Origin of the sequence: Mycolicibacterium gadium (genome assembly GCF_010728925.1) — a bacterium.
Lineage (GTDB): Bacteria > Actinomycetota > Actinomycetes > Mycobacteriales > Mycobacteriaceae > Mycobacterium > Mycobacterium gadium.
The window spans coordinates 525226-547432 of sequence record NZ_AP022608.1; the positions used below are offsets into that span (position 1 = coordinate 525226).

21 protein-coding genes and 1 tRNA gene are annotated in these 22207 nt (G+C 65.1%); 15 read left to right on the top strand and 7 right to left on the bottom strand.

Annotation, left to right across the window (positions count from 1 at the left end):
• The first annotated feature begins 7 nt into the window (after positions 1-7).
• From G6N36_RS02485 to G6N36_RS02510, 6 genes are read left to right on the top strand one after another with little or no spacing between them, the layout of a single operon-like run.
• Entirely contained in the window at positions 8-943 is a 936-nt protein-coding gene (locus tag G6N36_RS02485; RefSeq protein ID WP_163684652.1) for an amino acid ABC transporter permease, read from the top strand.
• Between the two features lie 5 nt (positions 944-948).
• Positions 949-1701, top strand: coding sequence for an amino acid ABC transporter ATP-binding protein (locus G6N36_RS02490; RefSeq protein WP_179964893.1), 753 nt, complete (start codon positions 949-951; stop codon positions 1699-1701).
• Positions 1701-2831, top strand: a complete 1131-nt coding sequence (macS, locus tag G6N36_RS02495) for a MacS family sensor histidine kinase (RefSeq protein WP_179964701.1) — start codon at positions 1701-1703, stop codon at positions 2829-2831. The genes G6N36_RS02490 and macS overlap by 1 nt, the downstream gene beginning before the upstream one ends.
• Positions 2804-3460 (top strand): response regulator, encoded by a 657-nt coding sequence (locus G6N36_RS02500; RefSeq protein ID WP_163684655.1) that lies wholly within the window; start codon positions 2804-2806, stop codon positions 3458-3460. The genes macS and G6N36_RS02500 overlap by 28 nt, the downstream gene beginning before the upstream one ends.
• A 45-nt stretch (positions 3461-3505) precedes the next feature.
• Positions 3506-5308 (top strand): DUF2339 domain-containing protein, encoded by a 1803-nt coding sequence (locus G6N36_RS02505; protein WP_170311103.1) that lies wholly within the window; start codon positions 3506-3508, stop codon positions 5306-5308.
• Positions 5309-5363: 55 nt separating this feature from the next.
• Positions 5364-5852 carry a Dps family protein gene (locus tag G6N36_RS02510; protein ID WP_163684661.1) on the top strand — a complete coding sequence of 163 codons (489 nt, stop codon included), beginning with the start codon at positions 5364-5366 and terminating at the stop codon, positions 5850-5852.
• Positions 5853-5876: 24 nt separating this feature from the next.
• Here G6N36_RS02510 and G6N36_RS02515 read toward each other — a convergent pair whose 3' ends face one another.
• Together G6N36_RS02515 and G6N36_RS02520 are read right to left on the bottom strand one after the other, a co-directional pair.
• Entirely contained in the window at positions 5877-7166 is a 1290-nt protein-coding gene (locus tag G6N36_RS02515) for an adenylate/guanylate cyclase domain-containing protein (protein WP_163690329.1), read from the bottom strand.
• A gap of 555 nt (positions 7167-7721) precedes the next feature.
• A tRNA-Leu gene (locus G6N36_RS02520) sits at positions 7722-7795 on the bottom strand.
• Positions 7796-7883: 88 nt separating this feature from the next.
• Between G6N36_RS02520 and G6N36_RS02525 the strand changes: the two genes are divergently transcribed.
• The 6 genes from G6N36_RS02525 to G6N36_RS02550 all read left to right on the top strand — a co-directional run bounded on the left by G6N36_RS02525 (position 7884) and on the right by G6N36_RS02550 (position 13800).
• Positions 7884-8516, top strand: coding sequence for a two-component system response regulator PdtaR (locus tag G6N36_RS02525; RefSeq protein ID WP_163684663.1), 633 nt, complete (start codon positions 7884-7886; stop codon positions 8514-8516).
• A gap of 199 nt (positions 8517-8715) precedes the next feature.
• Positions 8716-9933: a branched-chain amino acid ABC transporter substrate-binding protein gene (locus G6N36_RS02530; protein WP_163684665.1), complete on the top strand. Its 1218-nt coding sequence runs from the start codon at positions 8716-8718 to the stop codon at positions 9931-9933.
• Positions 9934-10015: 82 nt separating this feature from the next.
• Entirely contained in the window at positions 10016-11062 is a 1047-nt protein-coding gene (locus tag G6N36_RS02535) for a branched-chain amino acid ABC transporter permease (protein WP_163684667.1), read from the top strand.
• Complete coding sequence (locus tag G6N36_RS02540; RefSeq protein WP_163684670.1) at positions 11059-12249, top strand: branched-chain amino acid ABC transporter permease; 1191 nt, start codon at positions 11059-11061, stop codon at positions 12247-12249. Before G6N36_RS02535 ends, G6N36_RS02540 begins: the two co-directional genes overlap by 4 nt.
• The gene (locus G6N36_RS02545) at positions 12246-13073 is read left to right on the top strand and encodes an ABC transporter ATP-binding protein (RefSeq protein ID WP_163684672.1); all 828 of its coding nucleotides are present in this window, start codon (positions 12246-12248) and stop codon (positions 13071-13073) included. Before G6N36_RS02540 ends, G6N36_RS02545 begins: the two co-directional genes overlap by 4 nt.
• Entirely contained in the window at positions 13057-13800 is a 744-nt protein-coding gene (locus G6N36_RS02550) for an ABC transporter ATP-binding protein (protein WP_163684674.1), read from the top strand. The genes G6N36_RS02545 and G6N36_RS02550 overlap by 17 nt, the downstream gene beginning before the upstream one ends.
• A 55-nt stretch (positions 13801-13855) precedes the next feature.
• Here the strand turns inward: G6N36_RS02550 and G6N36_RS02555 are convergent, their stop codons facing one another.
• The 4 genes from G6N36_RS02555 to G6N36_RS02570 all read right to left on the bottom strand — a co-directional run bounded on the left by G6N36_RS02555 (position 13856) and on the right by G6N36_RS02570 (position 16781).
• Positions 13856-14170, bottom strand: coding sequence for a hypothetical protein (locus G6N36_RS02555; protein WP_163684676.1), 315 nt, complete (start codon positions 14168-14170; stop codon positions 13856-13858).
• 14 nt (positions 14171-14184) lie between these two features.
• Positions 14185-15021 carry an SMP-30/gluconolactonase/LRE family protein gene (locus G6N36_RS02560; RefSeq protein ID WP_163684678.1) on the bottom strand — a complete coding sequence of 279 codons (837 nt, stop codon included), beginning with the start codon at positions 15019-15021 and terminating at the stop codon, positions 14185-14187.
• Positions 15022-15147: 126 nt separating this feature from the next.
• On the bottom strand, positions 15148-16347 hold the full coding sequence (locus G6N36_RS02565; RefSeq protein ID WP_163684680.1) for a lipid-transfer protein: 1200 nt from the start codon (positions 16345-16347) through the stop codon (positions 15148-15150).
• Positions 16344-16781, bottom strand: coding sequence for a Zn-ribbon domain-containing OB-fold protein (locus G6N36_RS02570; RefSeq protein ID WP_163684682.1), 438 nt, complete (start codon positions 16779-16781; stop codon positions 16344-16346). The genes G6N36_RS02565 and G6N36_RS02570 overlap by 4 nt, the downstream gene beginning before the upstream one ends.
• Positions 16782-16944: 163 nt before the next feature.
• Here G6N36_RS02570 and G6N36_RS02575 point away from each other — a divergent pair, with 163 nt between their 5' ends.
• From G6N36_RS02575 to polA, 3 genes are all read left to right on the top strand, one after another.
• Positions 16945-17331 carry a hypothetical protein gene (locus G6N36_RS02575; RefSeq protein ID WP_163684684.1) on the top strand — a complete coding sequence of 129 codons (387 nt, stop codon included), beginning with the start codon at positions 16945-16947 and terminating at the stop codon, positions 17329-17331.
• Between the two features lie 15 nt (positions 17332-17346).
• Positions 17347-17841 carry a hypothetical protein gene (locus G6N36_RS02580; protein WP_163684686.1) on the top strand — a complete coding sequence of 165 codons (495 nt, stop codon included), beginning with the start codon at positions 17347-17349 and terminating at the stop codon, positions 17839-17841.
• Positions 17842-17935: 94 nt separating this feature from the next.
• The gene (gene polA, locus G6N36_RS02585) at positions 17936-20596 is read left to right on the top strand and encodes a DNA polymerase I (protein ID WP_235690219.1); all 2661 of its coding nucleotides are present in this window, start codon (positions 17936-17938) and stop codon (positions 20594-20596) included.
• A gap of 361 nt (positions 20597-20957) precedes the next feature.
• Here the strand turns inward: polA and G6N36_RS02590 are convergent, their stop codons facing one another.
• Positions 20958-22127 carry a PrsW family intramembrane metalloprotease gene (locus G6N36_RS02590; protein WP_163684690.1) on the bottom strand — a complete coding sequence of 390 codons (1170 nt, stop codon included), beginning with the start codon at positions 22125-22127 and terminating at the stop codon, positions 20958-20960.
• Positions 22128-22207: the final 80 nt, after the last annotated feature.

Here is a 22207-nt window from a genome sequence, read left to right on the forward strand (position 1 = left end):
TCCCCACATGACTGATGTCGACACGTCGCCACCCAGCGCTCCGGCCGCAATCGATGCAATTCCCCTGCGTCACCCGTGGCGGTGGGTGGCGGCGGTCGTCATCATCATCCTCGTCGCGCTGTTTCTCTATGGCGCGGCCACGAATCCGGCGTACCGCTGGAGCGTCTACACGCAGTACCTGTTCAACGAGCGGGTGTTGTCTGTCGGTGTACTCAACACACTGCAATTGACCCTCTACTCCATGGTGCTGGCGATCGTGCTGGGTGTCGTGCTGGCGGTGATGCGACTTTCGGCGAACCCCATCTTCCAGGCGGTGTCGTGGGTGTATCTGTGGATTTTCCGCGGCACGCCGATCTATGTTCAGCTCGTCTTCTGGGGCCTGATCCCGACGATCTACCAGAACATCCGGCTCGGGGTGCCCTTCGGCCCGGCGTTCTTCGAGCTCAATCTTCAGGTGCTGTCGATTCCGTTCCTGCTGGCGATCCTCGGTTTGGCGCTCAACGAGGCTGCCTACATGGCCGAGATCATCCGTGCCGGAATCAGTTCCGTGCCAGAGGGGCAGCTGGAGGCCTCGACCGCGTTGGGCATGTCGTGGGGGATGGCGATGAGGCGCACCGTGTTGCCGCAAGCGATGCGCGTGATCATCCCGCCGACCGGCAACGAGGTGATCAGCATGCTCAAGACGACGTCGCTGGTCACGGCCGTGCCGTTCACGCTCGACCTGTACGGCATCACCTCGCGTGAAATCGCCGCGCGGACCTTCGAACCGGTGCCGCTGCTGCTGGTCGCGGCGACCTGGTACCTGGTGATCACGAGCATCCTGATGGTCGGGCAGTACTACCTGGAGCGACACTTTGCCCGCGGTGCGTCCCGCAAGTTGACGACCAAACAGCTCGAGGCGCTTGCCAAGGCACAGGGACTTGCGGGAGAGGCGCATCCATGACTCCGATGGTCAAGGCCGAATCGGTCTGCAAAAGCTTTGGCGCGCTGGACGTTCTGAAGGGCATCACGCTCGAGATCGGCAAGGGCGAGGTGCTGGTCATGGTCGGCCCGTCCGGCTCCGGTAAGTCGACGTTCCTGCGGTGCATCAATCATCTCGAGCAGGTCAATGCCGGCCGGCTCTATGTCGACGGCGAGTTGATCGGCTACCGCGACAAGGGCGCGAAGCTGTATGAGATGTCGCCCCGTGACGCCGCAAAGCAGCGCCGCGACATCGGGATGGTGTTCCAGCACTTCAATCTGTTCCCCCACCGCACGGCACTGGAGAACGTCATCGAGGCGCCGATCCACGTCAAAAAGGTCAAGAAGAGCGATGCGGTGGCACGGGGCAGAGATCTCTTGCACCAGGTGGGACTGTCGGAGAAGGCCGAGGCCTACCCGGCTCAACTCTCCGGCGGACAGCAGCAGCGGGTCGCCATCGCGCGCGCCCTGGCGATGAGCCCAAAGCTGATGTTGTTCGACGAGCCCACCTCGGCACTGGACCCCGAGCTGGTCGGTGAGGTTCTCGAGGTGATGAAAAAGCTTGCCGCCGAGGGGATGACGATGGTGGTGGTGACCCATGAGATGGGCTTCGCCCGCGAGGTCGCCAACCACCTGGTGTTCATGGATGAGGGAGTGGTGGTGGAGAGCGGGCCGCCACGCGAGGTGCTGAGCAATCCACAACACGAACGAACGAAGGCGTTTCTGTCAAAGGTGTTGTAGTGCCTGCGGTGAGCCAACCGGATCCGGCGACGCCGCTATGGCGGGCAGCCCAGGTTTTCCGTCTGCTCAGTTGTATCTACGCACTGGGCTTTCAAATCGCCGTCAACGGCGAACTAGACCGTCCGGCGATCGGGTGGGCGCTGTTCGCCGTGCTGCTCGCTTGGAGTGCGTTGTGTGCGTTCGCATATCTGCGTGGCTTCGGCAGGCGCGCGTCCTGGGTGGTGGCCGAGATCGTCGTCGTCGTCGTGCTGATCCTGTCCACCGAGTTCGTCGCCTCCGAGCAATGGGCGTTCGCCAACCAGTCGTGGCCGACGACGCTGTGGGCGACCAACGCCACGATCTCTGCGGCCATCCTGTCCGGACCGATCGCCGGGATGCTGGCCGGGGTCGCGGTGATGATCGCCAGCACCATCGTGAAGGGCTTCATAAACTACGACCTGGGTCGCAACGCGACAATCGTGATCGAGCTCGCGGTCGGACTCGCGGTCGGCATGGCGGCACAGACGGCACGGCGGGCGCACGCCGAACTCGAACAGGCCGCGCGGCTGGCCGCCTCGCACCAGGAACGGGAGAGGTTGTCCCGCCAGGTGCACGACGGTGCCATCCAGGTGCTGGCGCTGGTATCCCGTCGCGGCCGCGAAATCGGCGGAGCCACAGCCGAATTAGCTGAGCTGGCGGGCGAGCAGGAGCGCGCCCTGCGCCGACTCGTCAGCTCGGCCGACACCGAGACACCGGCCGGGGCGATGGCCGACGTCGGCGCGCTGTTGCGTAAGCGGGCGTCGGACGTGGTGTCGGTGAGTGTGCCTGCCGAACCGGTGCTGCTGGATACCGCCACGGCGGGCGAGCTGTACGCCGCCGCCGCGAACGCGTTGGATAACGTGACTGCCCACGCCGGCCCCGACGCCCGTGCCTACGTCCTGCTCGAGGACCTCGGCGACTCGGTCACGGTCAGCATCCGCGACGACGGCGTCGGAATAGCGAAGGGCAGGCTAGAGCAAGCGGTCGGGGAGGGCCGCGTCGGGGTGGCCAAATCGATTGTCGGACGAATGAATTGGCTGGGTGGAAGCGCGAAGCTCACCACCTCGCCGGGATGTGGGACGGAATGGGAGCTGACAGTACCCCGACGGTGATGGTGGTGGACGACCATCCGATCTGGCGGGACGCCGTGGCCCGCGATCTCGCCGAGGACGGATTCACCGTCGTCGCCACCGCGGACGGTGTGGCGGCGGCGCGTCGCCGGGCCGCGGTCGTGCTCCCGGATGTCGTCGTGATGGACATGCGACTCTCCGATGGCGACGGGGCGCAGGCGACCGCGGAGGTGCTTGCGGTCTCGCCGTCTTCGCGGATCCTGGTGCTCTCCGCGTCCGATGAACGGGAAGACGTTCTGGAAGCGGTAAAGTCCGGTGCGACAGGCTATCTCGTCAAGAGTGCCTCGAAGCAGGAACTCGGTGACGCGGTGCGGGCCACCGCGGAGGGCCGGGCCGTCTTCACTCCGGGACTGGCGGGTTTGGTCCTCGGCGAGTACCGGCGCATCGCGGCGAGCCCGGAAGCAGGGCCAGCCACCCCGAGCCTCACCGAACGGGAGACCGAGATTCTGCGGCACGTCGCGAAGGGACTGACCGCGAAGCAGATCGCCACCCGTCTCTCGTTGAGCCACCGGACTGTCGAGAACCACGTCCAGGCCACGTTCCGCAAGCTCCAGGTGGCGAATCGGGTCGAATTGGCCCGGTACGCGATCGAACACGGCCTGGACGAGTAGTCCTACTCATCCGCAAGCAGTGATCCGGCTGCCACGATGTCAGTCATGACCGAACAACGCGCCCTCATCGCTCGCGTCTCCGCCGATTTCTCGGCGATATCGCAGTACATGGCGAGGGTATCGGCAGACCTCAGCGCACTGGACCGCCTGCTGTCCGAAGAGCCGCAGCCGGCTGTGGTCGCACCACCGGTAGCACAACCGGTGGCCCAACCCCAGCCCTATCCGGTGCCGTACGGGCCGCAGTACCAGTACCCGCTGCACGTCCAGACACCTGCCACGCCACCGGCCTACCCGGCGCCTCCGGTGGCGCAGAAGCCGCCGCGCGATGAGGGGTGGATCGGCAAGCTGCTCGCCGTCGCGGGGGTGGCCGTCACGTTGATCGGGGTCGTGCTGCTGGTCGTGCTGGCCGCACAGGCAGGCATTCTGCGTCCCGAGATCCGGGTGGCCGGCGGTGCGTTGCTGGCCGGCGCGCTGGTTGGGGTAGGCGCCTGGCTGTACCGGCGGCCCGGTGGCCGAGTCGGCGCCATCGCCCTGGCCGCGACCGGTGTCGCCGCGGCCTACATCGACGTCATCGCGGTGACGACCATCTACGGCTGGGTGTCGGCGCCCGTCGGCCTCGTCACCGCCGCGATCATCGGCGGCGGTGGGCTGACCTTGGCCCGGCAGTGGGACTCACAGCAGCTCGGTGTGCTGGTACTGGTCCCGCTGATCGTGCTGGCACCCGTGGTGACCGACGGTGTCACCCTGGTGCTCGTTGGCTTCATGCTGGCGCTCGCCGCCGCGTCGCTACCGGTGCAGCTGGGCAAGGATTGGATCTGGCTGCACTGTGCGCGCATCGCCGCCAGCACATTGCCGTTGCTCATCGCCCTACTGGCCTTGCACTTCGACGACCGGCGCGACCTGTGGTTGGTGGGGGCATGCGCCATCGCGGCGGGGCTGGCCGTGGTCGCCGCGCTGATCCTGTTGCCCCGGACCACCAATCGTGTGTTGATGGCGCTGGTGACCGGCGCGGGTGTACTGCCCGTGCTGTGCGTGGCGTTGGTTGCCGACCGGGTGGTCGCCGCTTTGATGGCGGGCGTCGTGGCGGCGACGTTCCTGGCGATCGTGCTCATCGGTAACCGCGTGACCGGTGTCGACGGCGCGGTGCGGCCGATCTGGGCTGCACTGTCGGCGATCTCGGCGACGATCGCGGTGCTGGTCGCGTTCGACGGTTACGTCGCAGGTCCGATCCTGCTGGCCATGGCCATCGTCGTGGCCGTCGCCGCGCGTCATGAGGCGACTGCGCGGTGGGTCGCGCTCGGCCTGGCCGGCGTCGGTGCCGCGTTCTATCTCGGCTACGCACCGCCCAGCTCGCTGATATACGCCACCGAAACCCATACCGCGGCAGCGGTGTCCACGCTGATCGCCAGCCTGCTGTTGATCGCGTTCGCCGTGGTGATCGTGTGGACGCTCGACGGTTCCGATTCGGCTATGTGGGCGGGGGCGGCTGCGGTTGCCACGTATGCGATCACCACCTTCACCGTCACCGCAGGGGTGCTGATCGGTGGCGAAGAGCGCGGTTTCTTCGCTGGGCACATGGCCGCGACGATCTGCTGGATCGTGATGGCGGCCGCCCTGCTCATCTACGCCGCGCGGTTACCACGAGCTACTCGATCGTTGCCGATCGGCGGGGGATTGGCGCTCGTGGGGGCGGCGATGGCCAAGCTCTTCCTGTTCGACCTCGGCACCCTGGACGGCATCTTCCGGGTTGCGGTGTTCATCGTCGTCGGCCTGATACTGCTGGGTATGGGCGCCGGCTATGCTCGCCTGCTCGACAAGCAGGACCAGCAACAAGACACCACGTTGTGAGCATAGTCACGGCATAATCTGGAGTCATTCCAGATTGGCAGACGTTGACTGGAGCATGGGTACACAACGACGCACTGACACAGACGTACACGGATTCCAGGCATCGGCGGAGCTGAGCAAGAACCTCCAGCGGGTCCTGGTCGACCTGATCGAGCTGCACCTGCAGGGCAAGCAGGCACATTGGAACGTCGTCGGTACCAACTTCCGCGACCTACACCTGCAGCTCGACGAGGTCGTTGACTTCGCGCGCGAGGCCAGCGACACCGTGGCGGAGCGAATGCGGGCGCTGTGGGCTGTGCCGGACGGCCGGTCGGATACCGTCACCGCGGGCACCACACTGCCGCAGTTCCCGCCCTACGAACACAGCACCGACGAGGTCGTCGACCTGATCACCGATCGCATCTACGCGGCTGTCGACACCCTGCGCAGTGTGCATGACGCGGTGGATGCCGAGGATCCCAGCACCGCCGATATTCTGCACCAGCTCATCGATGGTCTGGAAAAGCTGGCATGGCTCATCAAGTCGGAGAACCGCAAGGTCTAGGCCCACGGGCACCCCGCGCTCAGCCTATGAACGACCCGCGGCCGCGCCCTGTTCTACCGCGCTTCGGACGGCATCGTCGTCACGACGCGCGACCAGGTACCAGGTGTGCATGACGCCCTTGCCCTTGATGTCGACCCCACCGCGTTCTTCGAGTACGAAATCGTGGTTCAGGCGTTCGTACACGTCCTGCGGCACCTGGATCCGGCCCTCGACATCCGTGGTTTCCATGCGCGACGCGACGTTCACGGCGTCACCCCAGACGTCGTAGAAGAACTTGCGCGCGCCGACGACACCCGCCACCACCGGCCCGGCCGCCAGGCCGATTCGTAGCGGCACCGCACGTCCGTTCGGGTCTTTGAGATCGGCGACGGCCTCGGCCATGTCCAATGCCAGGCATGCCAACGCCTCAATGTGGTCGGGCCGTGGCTCGGGCACTCCACTGACGACCATGTACGAGTCGCCGCTGGTCTTGACCTTCTCCAGACCGTGTTTGTCGACCAGGAGATCGAGGTCGGTGTAGAGCCGGTCCAGGAACCGCACGAGGTCGCTCGGCGTGGTGTCGCTTGCACGTTTGGTGTAGTCGGCGATGTCCGCGAACAGGATCGAGGCGTCGTCGTACTTGTCGGCGATGATGTTTCGCGACGGATCCTTGAGCCGCTCGGCGATGGACGCCGGCAGGATGTTGGTCAGCAGTTGCTCGGATCGCTCGTACTCCGCCTCCATCGCCTCTCGGGTGCGGCGTAGCTCGCGCAGCGCGAACCAGATGGTCGCGACCACGAGGATCCACGCTGTGATCACCGTCAGCGTGAACGAGACCTTGAACGCCCACGGCGGTTGGGTCCCGGTGTCGTTGGGCACGAAGAATTCGAGCAGGACCACCGTCGCGGCGCCGATAGCGGCCAGTATGGAGGCCAGGACAATGTGGTCGGAACCGAGAATCACCAGCACGATGGCTGCGGCCACGACGAAATAGAACTGCAGCCCCGAACCCGTGCCCAGATAGACGCACAGCACCGTGATGGTGAAGTACGAGATCACGAAAAACACCACGGGAGCGACGAGTTCGCCCATGCCGCACAATCGCGGGATCATCACGAAGATTGCCGCGCTGCCCAAGTTGAGGACGGTGACCCACCAGTCCTGACCGATCAACAATCCCTGGATGCCGAAGAACGCGCTGATCGCGGCACTGATCATTGCGGTCACGTCTAGCACGCGTCGGCGCCGGGATGCGCGCTCAGAAAGGAGGCGGGTGCGCCCGGGGCCGCGCCGTTCCACGGCCACGTCGGGCACGCAGACCGGCCGGCCTCTCATCGCCACAACCCGAAGCCTAACTCCGAATTGGTAGCTACCTGCGGTTTTCGGGCGTGCAGGAGAGGAGTTGCGGCGCGTTCGTTTTGTGGCCTCTTGGTTTTGCTTCTCGGACGCGCGACTCGGAGTCAATTAGTTTGCCTGGGCACTACTGGACCCAACATCCTCGCGGCGGCCGATATGCAATACGACGCAATAGAACTTCGACCCACCTGTCGTGATCCCGTACGAGATTCGAAGCGATGCGATAAATTCATCCGCACGTGCAATGAAGTGCTCGTCGCGCCGGAGGTTGCCGTGGACTTTATGACCATCCGGAATCGTCACGTCAACAATTTGCTACTGCTACGGGGCTGCGCGTGGTGGCTCTGGCCCAGCTTGGATGGCTTGGCCGACGGCGGTGACTGCGGGGAAGCCGCAACGTGTCGCTCGTCTCAGAACGCTTCATCGCAGCATAGAACGAGGGGTACCTGCTGCGGATCACATAATGTGGTCCGCAGCAGGGCTGCGCATATACGGCGACTGACCTGCCATCCCGAGCGGTTGGAGTGTGCTGAGTGCCCTCGGTGAGACTCGAACTCACACTGGACGGGTTTTGAATCCGTTTCCTCTGCCAATTGGGATACGAGGGCGTTCGCGCGTCGGCAACGCAGCGGCTTTCCACCATAGAGGATGCCCCCGAGGTCGCTGATCGCGGCCGCTACCGCCACAATGTCTTGCATGGCAGTTCCTCCCGAGTCACCGAACGGCAACGAGAAACCACGACGCGTTCTCGTCGCCGAAGACGAAGCCCTCATCCGGATGGACCTGGCCGAGATGCTGCGCGAAGAGGGTTACGAAATCGTCGGCGAGGCCGGCGACGGGCAGGAGGCCGTCGACCTGGCCGAGAGCCTGAAGCCCGACCTCGTGATCATGGACGTGAAGATGCCTCGTCGCGACGGTATCGATGCCGCATCGGAGATCGCGGGCAAGCGGATCGCTCCGATCGTCATTCTCACCGCGTTCAGTCAGCGCGAGCTCGTCGAGCGGGCCCGCGACGCCGGCGCCATGGCGTATCTGGTCAAGCCTTTCAACATCAACGACCTCATTCCGGCAATCGAGGTGGCGGTGAGTCGTTTCAGTGAAATCGCCGCACTGGAGCATGAAGTCGCCGAACTGTCGGATCGGTTGGAAACCCGAAAACTGGTCGAGCGCGCGAAGGGTTTGCTGCAAGCCAACCAGGGTATGACAGAGCCTGAGGCGTTCAAGTGGATTCAGCGCGCGGCGATGGATCGCCGCACCACCATGAAGCGCGTCGCTGAGGTCGTGCTGGAGACCCTTGACACGCCCACCGACACGTCCCCGTCGAACTAGCGATCACCCCGGGCCACCGTTAATTGTTCGTTTCCGACGCCGCAGTTTGGCCCGATTGCCCACCAGATCGACACGGTCCCTTCGTCAACATCACGCACTGCCGCCATGTGTTGGCTATGGTCGTCCCGAAGCATCGCCGACCGCGCCGACCTGGGCAGGGCCGATGATGCCGACGAAAACATAAACCCGGAGGTGAAGCGTGCGCGGTCGCGTGGCACGGAAAGCATTTGCTATCGGTAGCGCAAGTTTGGTCGTGCTCGGCATAGCCGGCTGCCAACAACAATCCGAGCCGAGCGAGGACGGCGCGGCACCCACTGACCTGAAGATCGTCGAACAGGTCCAGATCGACGAAAACGGCACCGAGGTCAAGCCTCCCGAAGGTGTGACGCCGCTCGATCCCGCCGGTGACGGCAACGCACAGTGCCCGCCGGTGTCCCTGGCCATGGCGGGCGCGCTGAACGGGCCGGATGCCGCGCTGGGCATCAACATCAAGAACGGCATCCAGCTCGCCGTCGACCAGCACAACGCCGCCAACAAGGGCTGCCAGGTGCAGTTGAAGACGTTCGACACCGAAGGTGATCCGCAGAAGGCCACCCAGGTCGCACCGCAGATCATCAACGACGCCTTCACCATCGGCCTGATCGGACCGGCCTTCTCCGGCGAGACCAACGCCACCGGCGACGTGTTCAACCAGGCCGGCCTGGTTGCCGCCACGGCGTCGGCCACCAACGTCACGCTCTCGGAGAAGGGATGGAAGACCTTCTTCCGCGGGCTGGCCAACGACGGCGTGCAGGGGCCATCGGTTGCCAATTACATGAAGAACGCGCTCGGATTCCAGAAGGTCTGTGTGGTCGACGACAGCACCGACTACGGGCTGGGCTTGGCCCAGGCCATCCGGGAGACGCTCGGTCCGGTCGCGGACTCCTCGTGCAACATCTCCGTGAAGAAGGGCGACAAGGATTTCTCGGCCGCGGTCACGCAGATCAAGGGCGCTGCTCCGGACGGGGTGTTCTTCAGCGGGTACTACGCCGAGGCGGCTCCGCTCGTTCAACAGCTCAAGGACGGCGGCTTCGAGGGCACGTTCGTCAGCGGCGACGGCACCAAGGACCCGGAGTTCGTCAAGCAGGCAGGTGAGTCGTCCAAGGACGCCGTCCTGTCCTGCCCGTGCGGACCAGCCACCGGAAAATTCGCCGAGGAGTACACGAAGGCGTTCAACCAGGAGCCTGGCACGTACAGTGTCGAGGGTTACGATCTCGGCGCGATCATGCTGAAGGGCATCGACTCCGGCAAGATCACGCGGCCAGACCTGCTGGAGTTCGTGCGTACGTACGACGGCCAGGGCGTCGGCCGCAGATACCAGTGGAGTCCCACCGGTGAACTGACAACCACGTTGATCTGGATGTACAAGGTCCAGTAGGAAGCTGCTCGAGACGCGTCCGAGGCCCAGGGCTCGGGCGCGTTCTCGTTCGCACGGTGATTTTTGCAAGGAGCCGCCGCCGGTGATTTCCCAGTGCGTGGATCACGGAGCCCAGTACGCCTGTCTGGCCGCGAACATCAACTTCAATCTCGACGGCCTGCGAAATGGCTTCTGGCAGTTGACGATCGACGGCCTGTCCTGGGGTGCGATCTACGCTCTGGTGGCGGTCGGCTACACGCTGGTGTTCGGTGTGCTCCGTCTGATCAACTTCGCGCATTCCGAGATCTTCATGCTGGGCATGTTCGGTGCCTATTTCTGCCTCGACATCATCCTGGGGTTCACGCCGAGCGGTAACGACTACGAGAAAGGCGTCGCGCTCACGGTGCTGTATCTCGGCGCCGCAATGCTTTTCGCGATGCTGGTTTCGGGTTCGGCGGCGGTCGGCCTGGAGTTCATCGCGTACCGGCCGCTGCGAAAACGCGGGGCGCGATCCTTGACGTTCTTGATCACGGCGATCGGTATGTCGTTCGTGCTGCAGGAGTTCGTGCATTTCGTGCTGCCCAAGCTGCTCCCGGGTTACGGCGGTAGCAACGCTCAGCAGCCGATCATCTTGATGCAGCCCAAGACTCAGTTCACGATCTTCGGCGCGACGGTCTCCAACGTCACGCTGGTGATCGTCGCCTCCGCGCTGATCTTCGCCCTACTGACCGATATGGCGATCAACCGAACCAAGTTCGGCCGGGGCATCCGCGCCGTCGCCCAGGACCCCACCACGGCGACCCTGATGGGCGTCTCGCGAGAACGCATCATCATGACGACGTTCCTGCTGGGTGGCCTGCTCGCCGGCGCGGCCGCGCTGCTTTACACGCTGAAGGTGCCGCAGGGGATCATCTACTCCGGCGGATTCCTGCTCGGCATCAAGGCGTTCTCCGCCGCCGTACTCGGTGGTATCGGCAACCTGCGGGGTGCGCTGTTGGGTGGCCTGCTGCTCGGGATCATGGAGAACTACGGGCAGGCGGTTTTCGGTACGCAGTGGCGCGACGTGGTGGCGTTCGTCCTCCTGGTTCTGGTGCTGCTGATCCGGCCGACCGGAATACTCGGTGAAAGCCTCGGGAAGGCAAGAGCATGAGCCTCAGCGAGAAGCCGAAGAGGTTCTCCGACAAGTTGATGGCGCCCGGCGACGGGCTACGTCAGTGGTGGGATCGGCTGTCCCGCGTCCAGAAGTGGGGTTTCGGCGTCATCGGATTCGGTCTGCTGGCACTGCTGCCGCTGTTCCCGCCGCCGTTCCTGAACACGCCCAACATCAGCTTCGGGGGCACGATGGCGCAGTTCGCGATGGTGGCGATCATCGCGATCGGCCTCAACGTCGTGGTGGGCCAGACCGGTCTGCTGGATCTCGGATACGTCGGCTTCTACGCTGTCGGCGCCTACACCGTCGCGCTGCTGACCAGTCCGAACAGCCCCTGGAACCAGACCGGTCCGGACGGCTGGTTCAGTCAGGACTGGGCGTGGCTGGCCTGCGTCCCGCTGGCGATGGCGATCACGGCCTTGAGCGGACTGATCCTCGGCTCGCCGACGCTGCGGCTGCGCGGTGACTACCTGGCCATCGTCACGCTCGGGTTCGGCGAGATCATCCGGCTGCTGGCCGACAACCTCTCCGACGTCACCAACGGTCCCCGCGGCCTCAACGAGGTCGCCTATCCGCGGGTGGGCCAAACCGAAGCGTTGCCCGAGGGAGTGTTCTCCAGCGGAAACTCGATGGGCGACGCGAATTACGGCACCTGGTGGTTCTGGCTGGGCATCGTGATGATCGTCATCATTCTTCTGCTCGTCGGCAACCTGGAGCGCAGCCGGGTGGGACGGGCGTGGGTGGCCATCCGCGAAGACGAGGACGCCGCGGAAGTCATGGGCGTCAACACGTTCAAGTTCAAATTGTGGGCGTTCGTGATCGGCGCAGCCATCGGCGGGCTGTCCGGAGCGCTCTACGCCGGCCAAGTGCAGTACGTTGCACCGCCGACGTTCAACATCATCAACTCGATGCTGTTTCTGTGTGCGGTGGTGCTCGGCGGGCAGGGCAACAAACTAGGCGTGGTGTTCGGCGCGTTCATCATCGTGTATCTGCCGAACCGCCTACTGGGCGTGGAATTCCTCGGGATCAATCTCGGCGACCTCAAGTACCTGTTTTTCGGAATGGCGCTCGTCGCGCTGATGATCTTCCGGCCCCAGGGCCTATTCCCGGCGCGTCAGCAACTACTCGCCTACGGCAAGGCCGCGCGTGAGTTCCTGCGGTCGCCGGAGAAGGAGTCGGCGAAATGAGTATTGAGGAACTGGCAGGCGTCCACCGTGAGATCGAGACGGCCGAGGGCGAAACACTGCTGCAGACACAGGATTTGACGGTCAAGTTCGGCGGTCTGACCGCGCTGGACTCGGTCACCTTCGATATTCGGCGCGGCGAGATCCTCGGAATGATCGGTCCGAACGGCGCGGGCAAGACAACGTGCTTCAACGCCATCACCGGGGTGTACCGGCCTACGTCCGGCACGGTGACCTTCGACGGCGCCCCATTGGGTCGCATCAAACGCCACCAGATCACCCGTCGCGGTATCGCCCGTACCTTCCAGAACATCCGGCTGTGGGGCGAGATGACCGCGCTGGAGAACGTCATGGTCGGCACGGACGCACGGCACTTCACGTCGGTGCCAGGTGCGCTCGTGCGTACTTCCCGCCATCGCCGGGAGGAGCACTCGGCGATCGAGCGTTCGGCGGCCCTGCTGCATTTCGTCGGGATCGCTCATCGCGGCGAGGAGAAGGCGAAGAACCTGCCCTACGGCGATCAACGACGGTTGGAGATCGCCCGTGCGCTGGCCACCGAACCGAAGCTGCTGTGCCTCGACGAGCCTGCCGCGGGATTCAATCCACGCGAGAAGGCCGCGTTGATCGAGCTGATTCAGAAGATCCGAGACGACGGCTACACCGTGCTGCTCATCGAGCACGACATGAGGCTGGTCATGGGGGTTACCGACCGCATCGTCGTACTGGAGTTCGGTCGCAAGATCGCTGACGGCCTGCCGGCCGAGATCCGCGAGGACCCCAAGGTCATCGCGGCGTATTTGGGAGTGCCAGATGACGACATCGAATGACGACAGGCCGATCTTGCTCGAGGTGCGTGACCTGGTCGTGCAATACGGCCGGATCCGGGCGCTGCACGGCATTTCGCTGCAGGTCCGGGAGGGCGAACTGGTGACCCTGCTCGGCTCCAACGGGGCGGGCAAGACGACGACGATGCGCGCGATCTCCGGCCTGCTGCCGTTGACGTCGGGGTCGGTGTGGTTCGAAGGTGCCGACATCTCCAGGGTCAAAGCTCATCACCGGGCAGTTCGAGGTTTGGTGCAGGCACCGGAGGGCCGCGGAGTGTTTCCGGGTATGACGGTGATCGAGAACCTGGAAATGGGTTGCTACGGAAGGAAGTTCGAGTCCAAGGCCGAGCATCGGGAACAGCTCGATTGGATTTTGGAGACGTTTCCTCGGCTGGCGGAACGCCGGAGTCAGGTCGGCGGAACCCTCTCGGGTGGCGAACAGCAGATGCTCGCGATCGGCCGTGCGCTGATGGCCCGGCCGCGAGTGCTGCTACTCGACGAGCCGTCCATGGGCTTGGCGCCGATGGTGATATCGCAGATCTTCAAGATTATCGCCGAAATCAACGCCAGCGGCACCACGGTGCTCCTGGTGGAACAGAACGCGCAGCAGGCCCTGAGCCGTTCCGACCGCGCCTACATTCTGGAGACCGGCGAGGTCACCCGCACCGGTGATGCGCGAGAGCTGTTGGCGGACGACAGCATTCGCGCCGCCTACCTCGGCGTCGCCTAGCTCGTCCGTCCCCATTGCGCGACCGTGCGTGTTTGCACACGAAACACCGACGAAATTACTGACTTTGCGCACGCTCGATGGCGTCGAGGACATCAGTGTGAGCGACAGGCACCTCGATACGCATCACCACGTCGTCGCCGGCGCCGTCGAATTCGAAGGTGAAGAACGAACAGCACTCGGACTCGCGGCGGGCGACGTCTCTAGCGGCGGACTCGACATCGGCGGGCAGCACGAGATCCAGCCGTGTGTCGTGCACTCTCTCCGATCGTAGGACCCAGGTGAAGAGTTCGCCGAATTCCGCGAGACGCAGGGGACGTTCCGACGTCGGCAGAGTGCAGGCCTCGGGTACCCAATCCTCGGGAACGGTCACGACGTCAGGCTAACTCAGGGCGATCCCGCGCCCGGCACGTCGACCCGCGCCTGCATGATCCACCCCGTCGACTCGCCGGCGATCAGACCCTCGAACGTGGTGTCGTCGACGACCATGTAGAGCGTGCGGCCGTCGGATCCACCGAGCGCCGGCGCGACTGCCCATCCCCGCTCGATCTCGATGCGATGCGTGATATGGCCGCCGTGCACCACACGAAGAAACTCACCGGAGTCATAACACCCGATCCACACCGCGCCTTCTACGTCGACGCACAGACCGTCGGGATGTCGGTCCGGGCCGAGGTCGGCGAATAGGCTTGGCGCGCCCAGACTTCCATCAGCTTCGATCGGATATGTGAGGATCCGCGAGCCGTTGAGATCGTTGACGATGAGCGTGGCCCCATCCGGCAGCAAGCCGAGGCCGTTGGGAACGGACACCCCTGACGCGACCACTCGCACGGCGCCGCCGGAGTCGACCAGGCCGATCCCGTCGCCCTCGGTCCGGTACAGGTCGACGTAGGCGCGACCGTCCGGGGTGGCGAGCAAGTCATTGGTCGTCCATGCGAGATCGCTGACGTCGAAGGTGGCAGTGATGTTCCCATCCGCGTCAACGTGATAGATCTTCGGCTCCATGAGCGCCGACACCACGAGCGTCCCATCGGGCAGCCAGCCAAGCCCGGAGGCGTGCGGCACCTCGGCCTCCAGCGTTAGATCGCCGGTTTCGCCGGCCGAATACACCTTGCCCGCCATTACGTCGCTGAACCACAGGCGGCCGGCGTGCCACCGTGGTCCTTCCCCGTAAACGATCCCGTCAATGAAGGGTAGCGGCGCAAGGGACTCCGGCGCAGTCATAGGCAGAGGCTAGTTCCGACTCGCCGAACGCGGCCGAGCGTGCGTAAAGTTCGGTCGAATCCCGGCGTGTCGCCATCTGGGCCCACCGCGAAGCGCGGGGAACACGCACGCTCGCGGAGGTGGTGTCTAGCGGGCGACGACCACCGACGAGCCGTGTCCGAACAATCCCTGGTTGGCGGTGACGCCGACCGTTGCGCCTTCGACCTGACGGCCGGTGGCCTGCCCCTTGAGCTGCCAGGTGAGCTCGCAGACCTGCGCGATCGCCTGGGCCGGAATGGCCTCACCGAAGCAGGCCAGACCACCCGATGCGTTGACCGGGATCCTGCCGCCGATGGTCGTCGCGCCGCTGCGCAGCAACTGCTCCGCCTCGCCCTTGGGGCACAGACCGAGGTGCTCGTACCAGTCGAGCTCCAGCGCGGTGGACAGGTCGTATACCTCGGCGAGGCTGAGGTCTTCGGGTCCGATGCCGGCCTCGGCATAGGCGGCGTCGAGGATCTGATCCTTGAACACCCGATCGGGCGCGGGCACCGCCGCGGTGGAATCCGTGGCGATGTCGGGCAATTCGGGAAGGTGCTGCGGGTACTGCGGCGTCTGGAGGCTCACCGCGCGCACCGAAGGCACACCCTCGAGTGAGCCGAGATGCTTCTCGGCGAACGACTTGCTGGCCACGATCAACGCGGCCGCTCCGTCGGAAGTGGCGCAAATGTCAAGCAGGCGAAGCGGATCGGAGACCACCGGGCTGGCCAGCACGTCTTCGACCGAGCTTTCCTTGCGGTACCGCGCGTTCGGATTGTCCAGCCCGTGGCGGGCGTTCTTGACCTTCACCTGGGCGAAGTCCTCGAGCGTCGCGCCGTAGAGGTCCATGCGGCGGCGCGCCAGCAGCGCGAAGTACACGGTGTTCGTCGCACCGATCAGATGGAAGCGCTGCCAGTCGGGGTCGTTCTTGCGTTCGCCGCCGACCGGGGCGAAGAAGCCCTTGGGGGTGGTGTCCGCGCCGATTACCAGCGCGACGTCGCAGAAACCCGCCAGGATCTGGGCACGCGCGCTCTGCAGCGCCTGCGAGCCGCTGGCGCATGCCGCGTAGCTCGAGGTGACAGGCACGCCGTTCCAGCCCAGCTTCTGCGCGAACGTTGCGCCCGCGACGAACCCCGGATATCCGTTGCGGATCGTGTCGGCACCCGCGACGAGCTGGATCTGGCGCCAATCCAGGCCGGCTTCGGCGAGCGCGGCTCGGGCGGCGACGACGCCGTACTCGGTGAAGTCACGGCCCCACTTGCCCCACGGGTGCATACCCGCACCCAGGATGTACACCGGTTCTGGACTCATGACGCGATCCTCCAGGCGTGTACGACGCGCTCGATGCCGTCGTCGTCGACATATAGCGGCATGGTGGTCAGTTCCATCTCGATGCCGACCTTCAGGTCAGCCGCGAGGGTTCCCTCGACGACCTTGCCCAACACGATGATGCCTTCGTCGGCCAGCTGAACGGTGGCCACGGCGAACGCCTCGAACGGATCCGGTGACGGGTACGGAGGCGGTGGGGCATAACGGTTTTCGGTGTAGCTCCACAGCGTCCCCCGCCGCGACAACGGGACCTGGGCCAGCTCGTCGCCGTCGCAGGCCGGGTTGGGGCAGTTGTTGGCACGCGGGGGGAACACGAACGTCCCGCACAGATGGCATTTGCTGCCGATCAGATACGCGGCGCCCGATTCGTCGGTGGCGAACCACCCGTCGACCGCGGGCTGAGTAGATGCTGACACGCGGTCAGCCTAACGAACCGGGCCCTGGAACTGAAACGTGTTCCAGTTTGGCCGGCGCTTGCGGGGCAGAATTCGGGTAGTTGGGATTGGTAGCCGCGGCGACCACCTCTACTGAGTGCACCGGCGTCGCCAACGAGGCGCGCCCATGAGATTGGAAACATCAATGGGATTCTTTGATAAGGCGAAGCAGGCGGCGCAGCAGGCCAGTCAGGCATTCGCGCAGCAGGCCGGCCAGCAGCAGGGCGGCATGGTGCACGTGCAGGGCGCCGGACCCATCGATCCGGCCATCATGGGCGGCCCGTCGACCCGCTCGGTGTCAGCCGAAGATCCGATTTGGCAGCCCATCAACGGCATCTCGCTGCAGGACTATGCCGAGCTGGCTCGTGACGCGCAGGCCCGTGGCATCAACGACGAGGCCGGCCTGATCACCCTCGCGCAGGAGCGCGGCTGGGATCCGGCGGACACGAAGGCCGCGCTCGACGGCTGGGTGCAGCGGATGGGCCAGTCGATGGCCGTCGGGCAGCAGTTCCGCAAGTTCCTCGGCTACTGACGGGGGATGGTCAGCATGCCCAACCCGTTCAAGGACTGGGCGCGGGTGTACGGCGCCAACAAGCAGTACCTGGAATCACAGGGTCGCCCGTCGTCGTTCTTCGGCCAGATCGGGGACATCCCCAACCGCATTCACGAGGCCGCCGATGCCACCGAGATCGGCGTGAAGATGATGCGTCATTCGCAGCTGATGAACGGTGACGGCATACCGGCCACGGTCAGTGTCGAAGGCGTCTGGCAGGTCGGGTCCTACCTGAACATGTCGCCGGTCCTTCGGATCCAGGGGCAGGTCGTACGCGACGACGGAACCGCGCCGTACGGCGCGGTCTTCGACGAGGTCGTCGCGCAGATGCATGTCGCGCGTGCGCAGCCGGGTATGACGCTTGCGGTGTTCGTCGACCCGCAGAATCCGACGGACATGGCGATCGACTGGATCCGCACCGGCCAACTGGGTCCGTCACCACCGGGCGCCACGCCGGGGCCCGGAGCGCCGGGGGCGCGGCAGATTTAGTGGTCGGCGGCTACAGCGTGTCGGCGGCCGTGCATAGAGTAGGGCCGTGACCGCGAGCGCAACGACCGAGAAGGCGACCGAAAAGCCGACATTGATGCTGCTGGACGGCAATTCGTTGGCGTTCCGGGCGTTTTACGCGCTACCCGCGGAGAACTTCAAGACCCAGGGCGGCCTGACCACCAACGCGGTGTACGGCTTCACCGCGATGCTGATCAACCTGCTGCGCGACGAGCAGCCCACCCATATCGCCGCAGCGTTCGACGTGTCGCGGCAGACGTTCCGCCTGGAGAAGTACCCCGAGTACAAGGCGGGCCGGTCGGCCACCCCCGATGAGTTCCGCGGCCAGATCGACATCACCAAGGAGGTGTTGGGCGCGCTCGGCATCACTGTGCTGGCCGAGCCCGGCTTCGAGGCCGACGACGTGATCGCCACGCTGGCCACGCAGGCCGAGGACGCGGGCTACCGGGTGCTGGTGGTGACGGGTGACCGTGACTCGCTGCAGCTGGTCAGCGACGACGTGACGGTGCTCTACCCGCGCAAAGGCGTCAGCGAGCTGACTCGGTTCACCCCCGACGCCGTGCTGGAGAAGTACGGGCTGACCCCGCAGCAGTATCCCGACTTCGCGGCCCTGCGCGGCGACCCCAGCGACAACCTGCCCGGCATCCCGGGTGTGGGGGAGAAGACCGCCACGAAGTGGATCGCCGAATACGGGTCGCTGCAGACGCTGGTCGACCAGGTGGACACCGTAAAGGGCAAGGTCGGCGATGCGCTGCGGGCGAATCTGTCGTCCGTCGTGCTCAACCGCGAACTCACCGACCTGGTCAAGGACGTCCCACTGGCTCAGACGCCCGACACGTTGCGGATGCAGCCGTGGGATCGCGACCAGATCCATCGCCTGTTCGACGACCTCGAATTCCGGGTACTTCGCGACAGGCTGTTCGACACGCTGGCCTCAGCGGACCCCGAAGTCGATCAGGGCTTCGACGTGCGCGGCGGCGCCCTCGAGTCCGGCGAGTTGGCGGCCTGGCTGGCCGAACACGGATCCGGCAAGCGGTTCGGGATGGCCGTTGTCGGTACGCATTTGGCATTCGACGCCGACGCCACCGCGTTGGCGATCGTCGCGGCCGACGGTGACGGTCGCTACCTCGACACCGCGGTGCTGCAGTCCGACGACGAGGCCGCGCTCGCGTCGTGGCTGGCCGATTCGAGCCAACCGAAGGCATTGCATGAGGCCAAGCTGGCGATGCACGATCTCGAGGGTCGCGGCTGGAAGCTCGCCGGCGTCACATCCGACACCGCGCTCGCCGCCTATCTGGTGCGCCCGGGTCAACGCAGTTTCGCGCTCGACGACCTGTCGCTGCGGTACCTGAAACGTGAACTCCGCGCGGATAATCCTGAGCAGCAACAGCTTTCGCTACTTGATGACACCGACGGCGTTGATGAGCAGGCTGTCCAGACGGTGATCCTGCGCGCGAGCGCAGTGATGGACCTCGCCGACGCTCTGGACGAGGAACTGGCGCGCATCGACTCGTCGGCGCTGCTGGGCAACATGGAACTGCCGGTGCAGCGGGCGCTCGCGGAGATGGAGTCCGCGGGCATCGCCGTGGATCTGAAGCAACTGGCCGAACTGCAGAGCGAGTTCGCCGATCAGATCCGCGATGCCGCCGAAGCGGCGTACGCGGTGATTGGCAAGCAGATCAATCTCGGTTCACCCAAACAGCTCCAGGTCGTGCTGTTCGACGAGTTGGAGATGCCCAAGACCAAACGGACCAAGACCGGCTACACCACCGACGCGGACGCGCTGCAGAGTCTCTTCGACAAAACGGGGCATCCGTTCCTGCAGCATCTGCTGGCGCACCGCGACGCCACCCGACTCAAGGTCACCGTCGACGGGCTGCTGGCAGCTGTGGCCGCAGACGGGCGGATTCATACGACGTTCAACCAGACGATCGCCGCCACGGGCCGGCTCTCGTCGACCGAGCCGAACCTGCAGAACATCCCGATCCGCACCGAAGCGGGCCGCCGTATCCGGGACGCATTCGTCGTCGGCAAGGGTTACGCCGAGCTCATGACGGCCGACTACAGCCAGATCGAGATGCGCATCATGGCGCACCTCTCAAAAGATGAAGGCGTGCTCGAAGCCTTTACTACCGGCGAGGACCTGCATTCGTTCGTCGCATCACGGGCGTTCGGCGTGCCGATCGACGAAGTGACCGCGGAGCTGCGGCGCCGGGTGAAGGCGATGTCGTACGGCCTCGCCTACGGGCTGAGCGCATACGGCCTGGCCGCGCAGCTGAAGATCAGCACCGAGGAAGCCAAAGAGCAGATGGAGCAGTACTTCGACCGGTTCGGTGGCATTCGCGATTACCTGCGCGACGTCGTCGATCAGGCACGCAAGGACGGCTACACGTCGACGGTATTCGGGCGGCGCCGCTACTTGCCGGAGCTGGACAGCAGCAACCGCAACGTACGCGAGGCCGCCGAACGCGCCGCGCTCAACGCGCCGATCCAGGGCAGCGCCGCCGACATCATCAAGGTCGCGATGATCAACGTCGACACCGCCCTCAAGGACGCCGAGCTGAAGTCGCGCATGCTGCTACAGGTCCACGACGAGCTGCTGTTCGAAATCGCCGACGGTGAGCGCGATGCGGTCGAGAAGCTGGTCCGCGAGCAGATGGGTTCCGCCTATCCGCTCGACGTGCCGCTGGAGGTGTCCGTCGGCTACGGCCGAAGCTGGGACGCCGCGGCCCACTAGCGGGCGTCGGCCGCCAGGAGCTGCCACTGTCCCTGCACGCCACGCAACTCCAGGCTGCCGCGATCATGAAATCCACCCATGACTCACATTCGAGTCACGATGAATATGCGTGCGATCAAACACTTCCGGGTTCGGGATGCCGCGGGGCACCGTGCCCGGTCCACCGACAAACCATCGCTATCCACGAGATGCAGCGAAAATGCGGGTAGGGGTCAGCATTTCGTCGAAAGCGATGAGGTCCCTGGCTCGAGGCGGGGCGGCGCCTCGAGTCCCGCGTCACGACAGGCAGTGCAGGAATAGCGCAGTCGCCGGCCCGGGCAGGGGCAAGGCTCACGCACGCGATCAGGAACGCGCGCCTGACCTACTTCACCGGCGGAGCGTGAAACCCGGCGAGTCCCGCCAAGGCGGGCGTCTGCATGCGCAGGACGTGCACCGCGTTGGCCTCCTCGGTCTGCATCGCGTACACCCGCGCGTCGCCGAATCCGCGGTCGATGCGGTCGCGCACAAACGCCAGTTCCACGACCTGGGCGGCGAAAGCCTTGACCGCCTTACCGGCCGGCTTACCTCCGGAACGGCGTGCGTGGGCGATCGCCAGCTTGCGGTTCTTGATCGAGTTCAGCCATGTCGCCTCGCTCGGGGTGACGAGCTGGGCGGCGACCATGCCCGGCAGTTTCTCGGCGACGATCCGCTGTTCCCTTCTGCGGCTGCGAACGCCCAGCACGATCGCGAACACGAAGACCGGCACCATCCAGAAGACATAGACCGCCAAATAGGTTTCCGGTCCGATCACCGACGACCCGTTCCACAAACCGTGCATGATCACCGCCCCGGCGTACCCGAGCAGGATGTAGAAGGCCTTCATCGCGGGGTTGCGGTTCTGCAGCGCGAACCACACACCGATCGCGAACATGGTGGTGAACAGCGAATGTGCGAACGGCCCCATGACCAGCCGGACGCCCGCCGTCAGCAGCGAGTCGCCCAGAGTCTCGCCGCCCGCGATGTACAGGATGTCCTCCAACCAGGCGAAACCGGCACCGACGAGGCCCGCGTACACCAGGCAGTCGGTCAGGGAATTGAGTTCATTGCGCCGTCGTCCCGTCATCATCAGCAGCAGAAATGCGCCTTTGGCTGCTTCTTCGATGACCGGTGCGCCAATGGCGATGGACACCCAGCTGGTGTCCTCGGACCTGCCCTGTTGGATCAGCGCGTCCAGGAAGAGACCGATGATCACCGACAGGATCACGGCGACCGACGCACCCCACAGAAATGCGAAAATCAGCAGCCGGGGCGGTTCCGGTTCCCACCGATCGAGCCAGATGTAGGCGAAGACGACCACGCCGATCGCCACCCCGGACAGCAGGAAGCCGATCGATGCGCCGACCGGGTTGAGCGCGGTCAGACCGATGACGATCAGCCCGGCGAGGATGCCGAGCAGGATGAGCACGCCCAACGGTGCGCCGACTTGCCGGATCTTCCGCTCAAACGGCGGTCGCGTCGGCCATGACTGCTGGGGAGCACCGGCATATGCCACGTAGGCAGGGTAATCAAGGATGAGATTGTTTGCGGGCTTCCTGGACCGGGTTTGTCCAGCATGTACCCAGTCGAGTAACC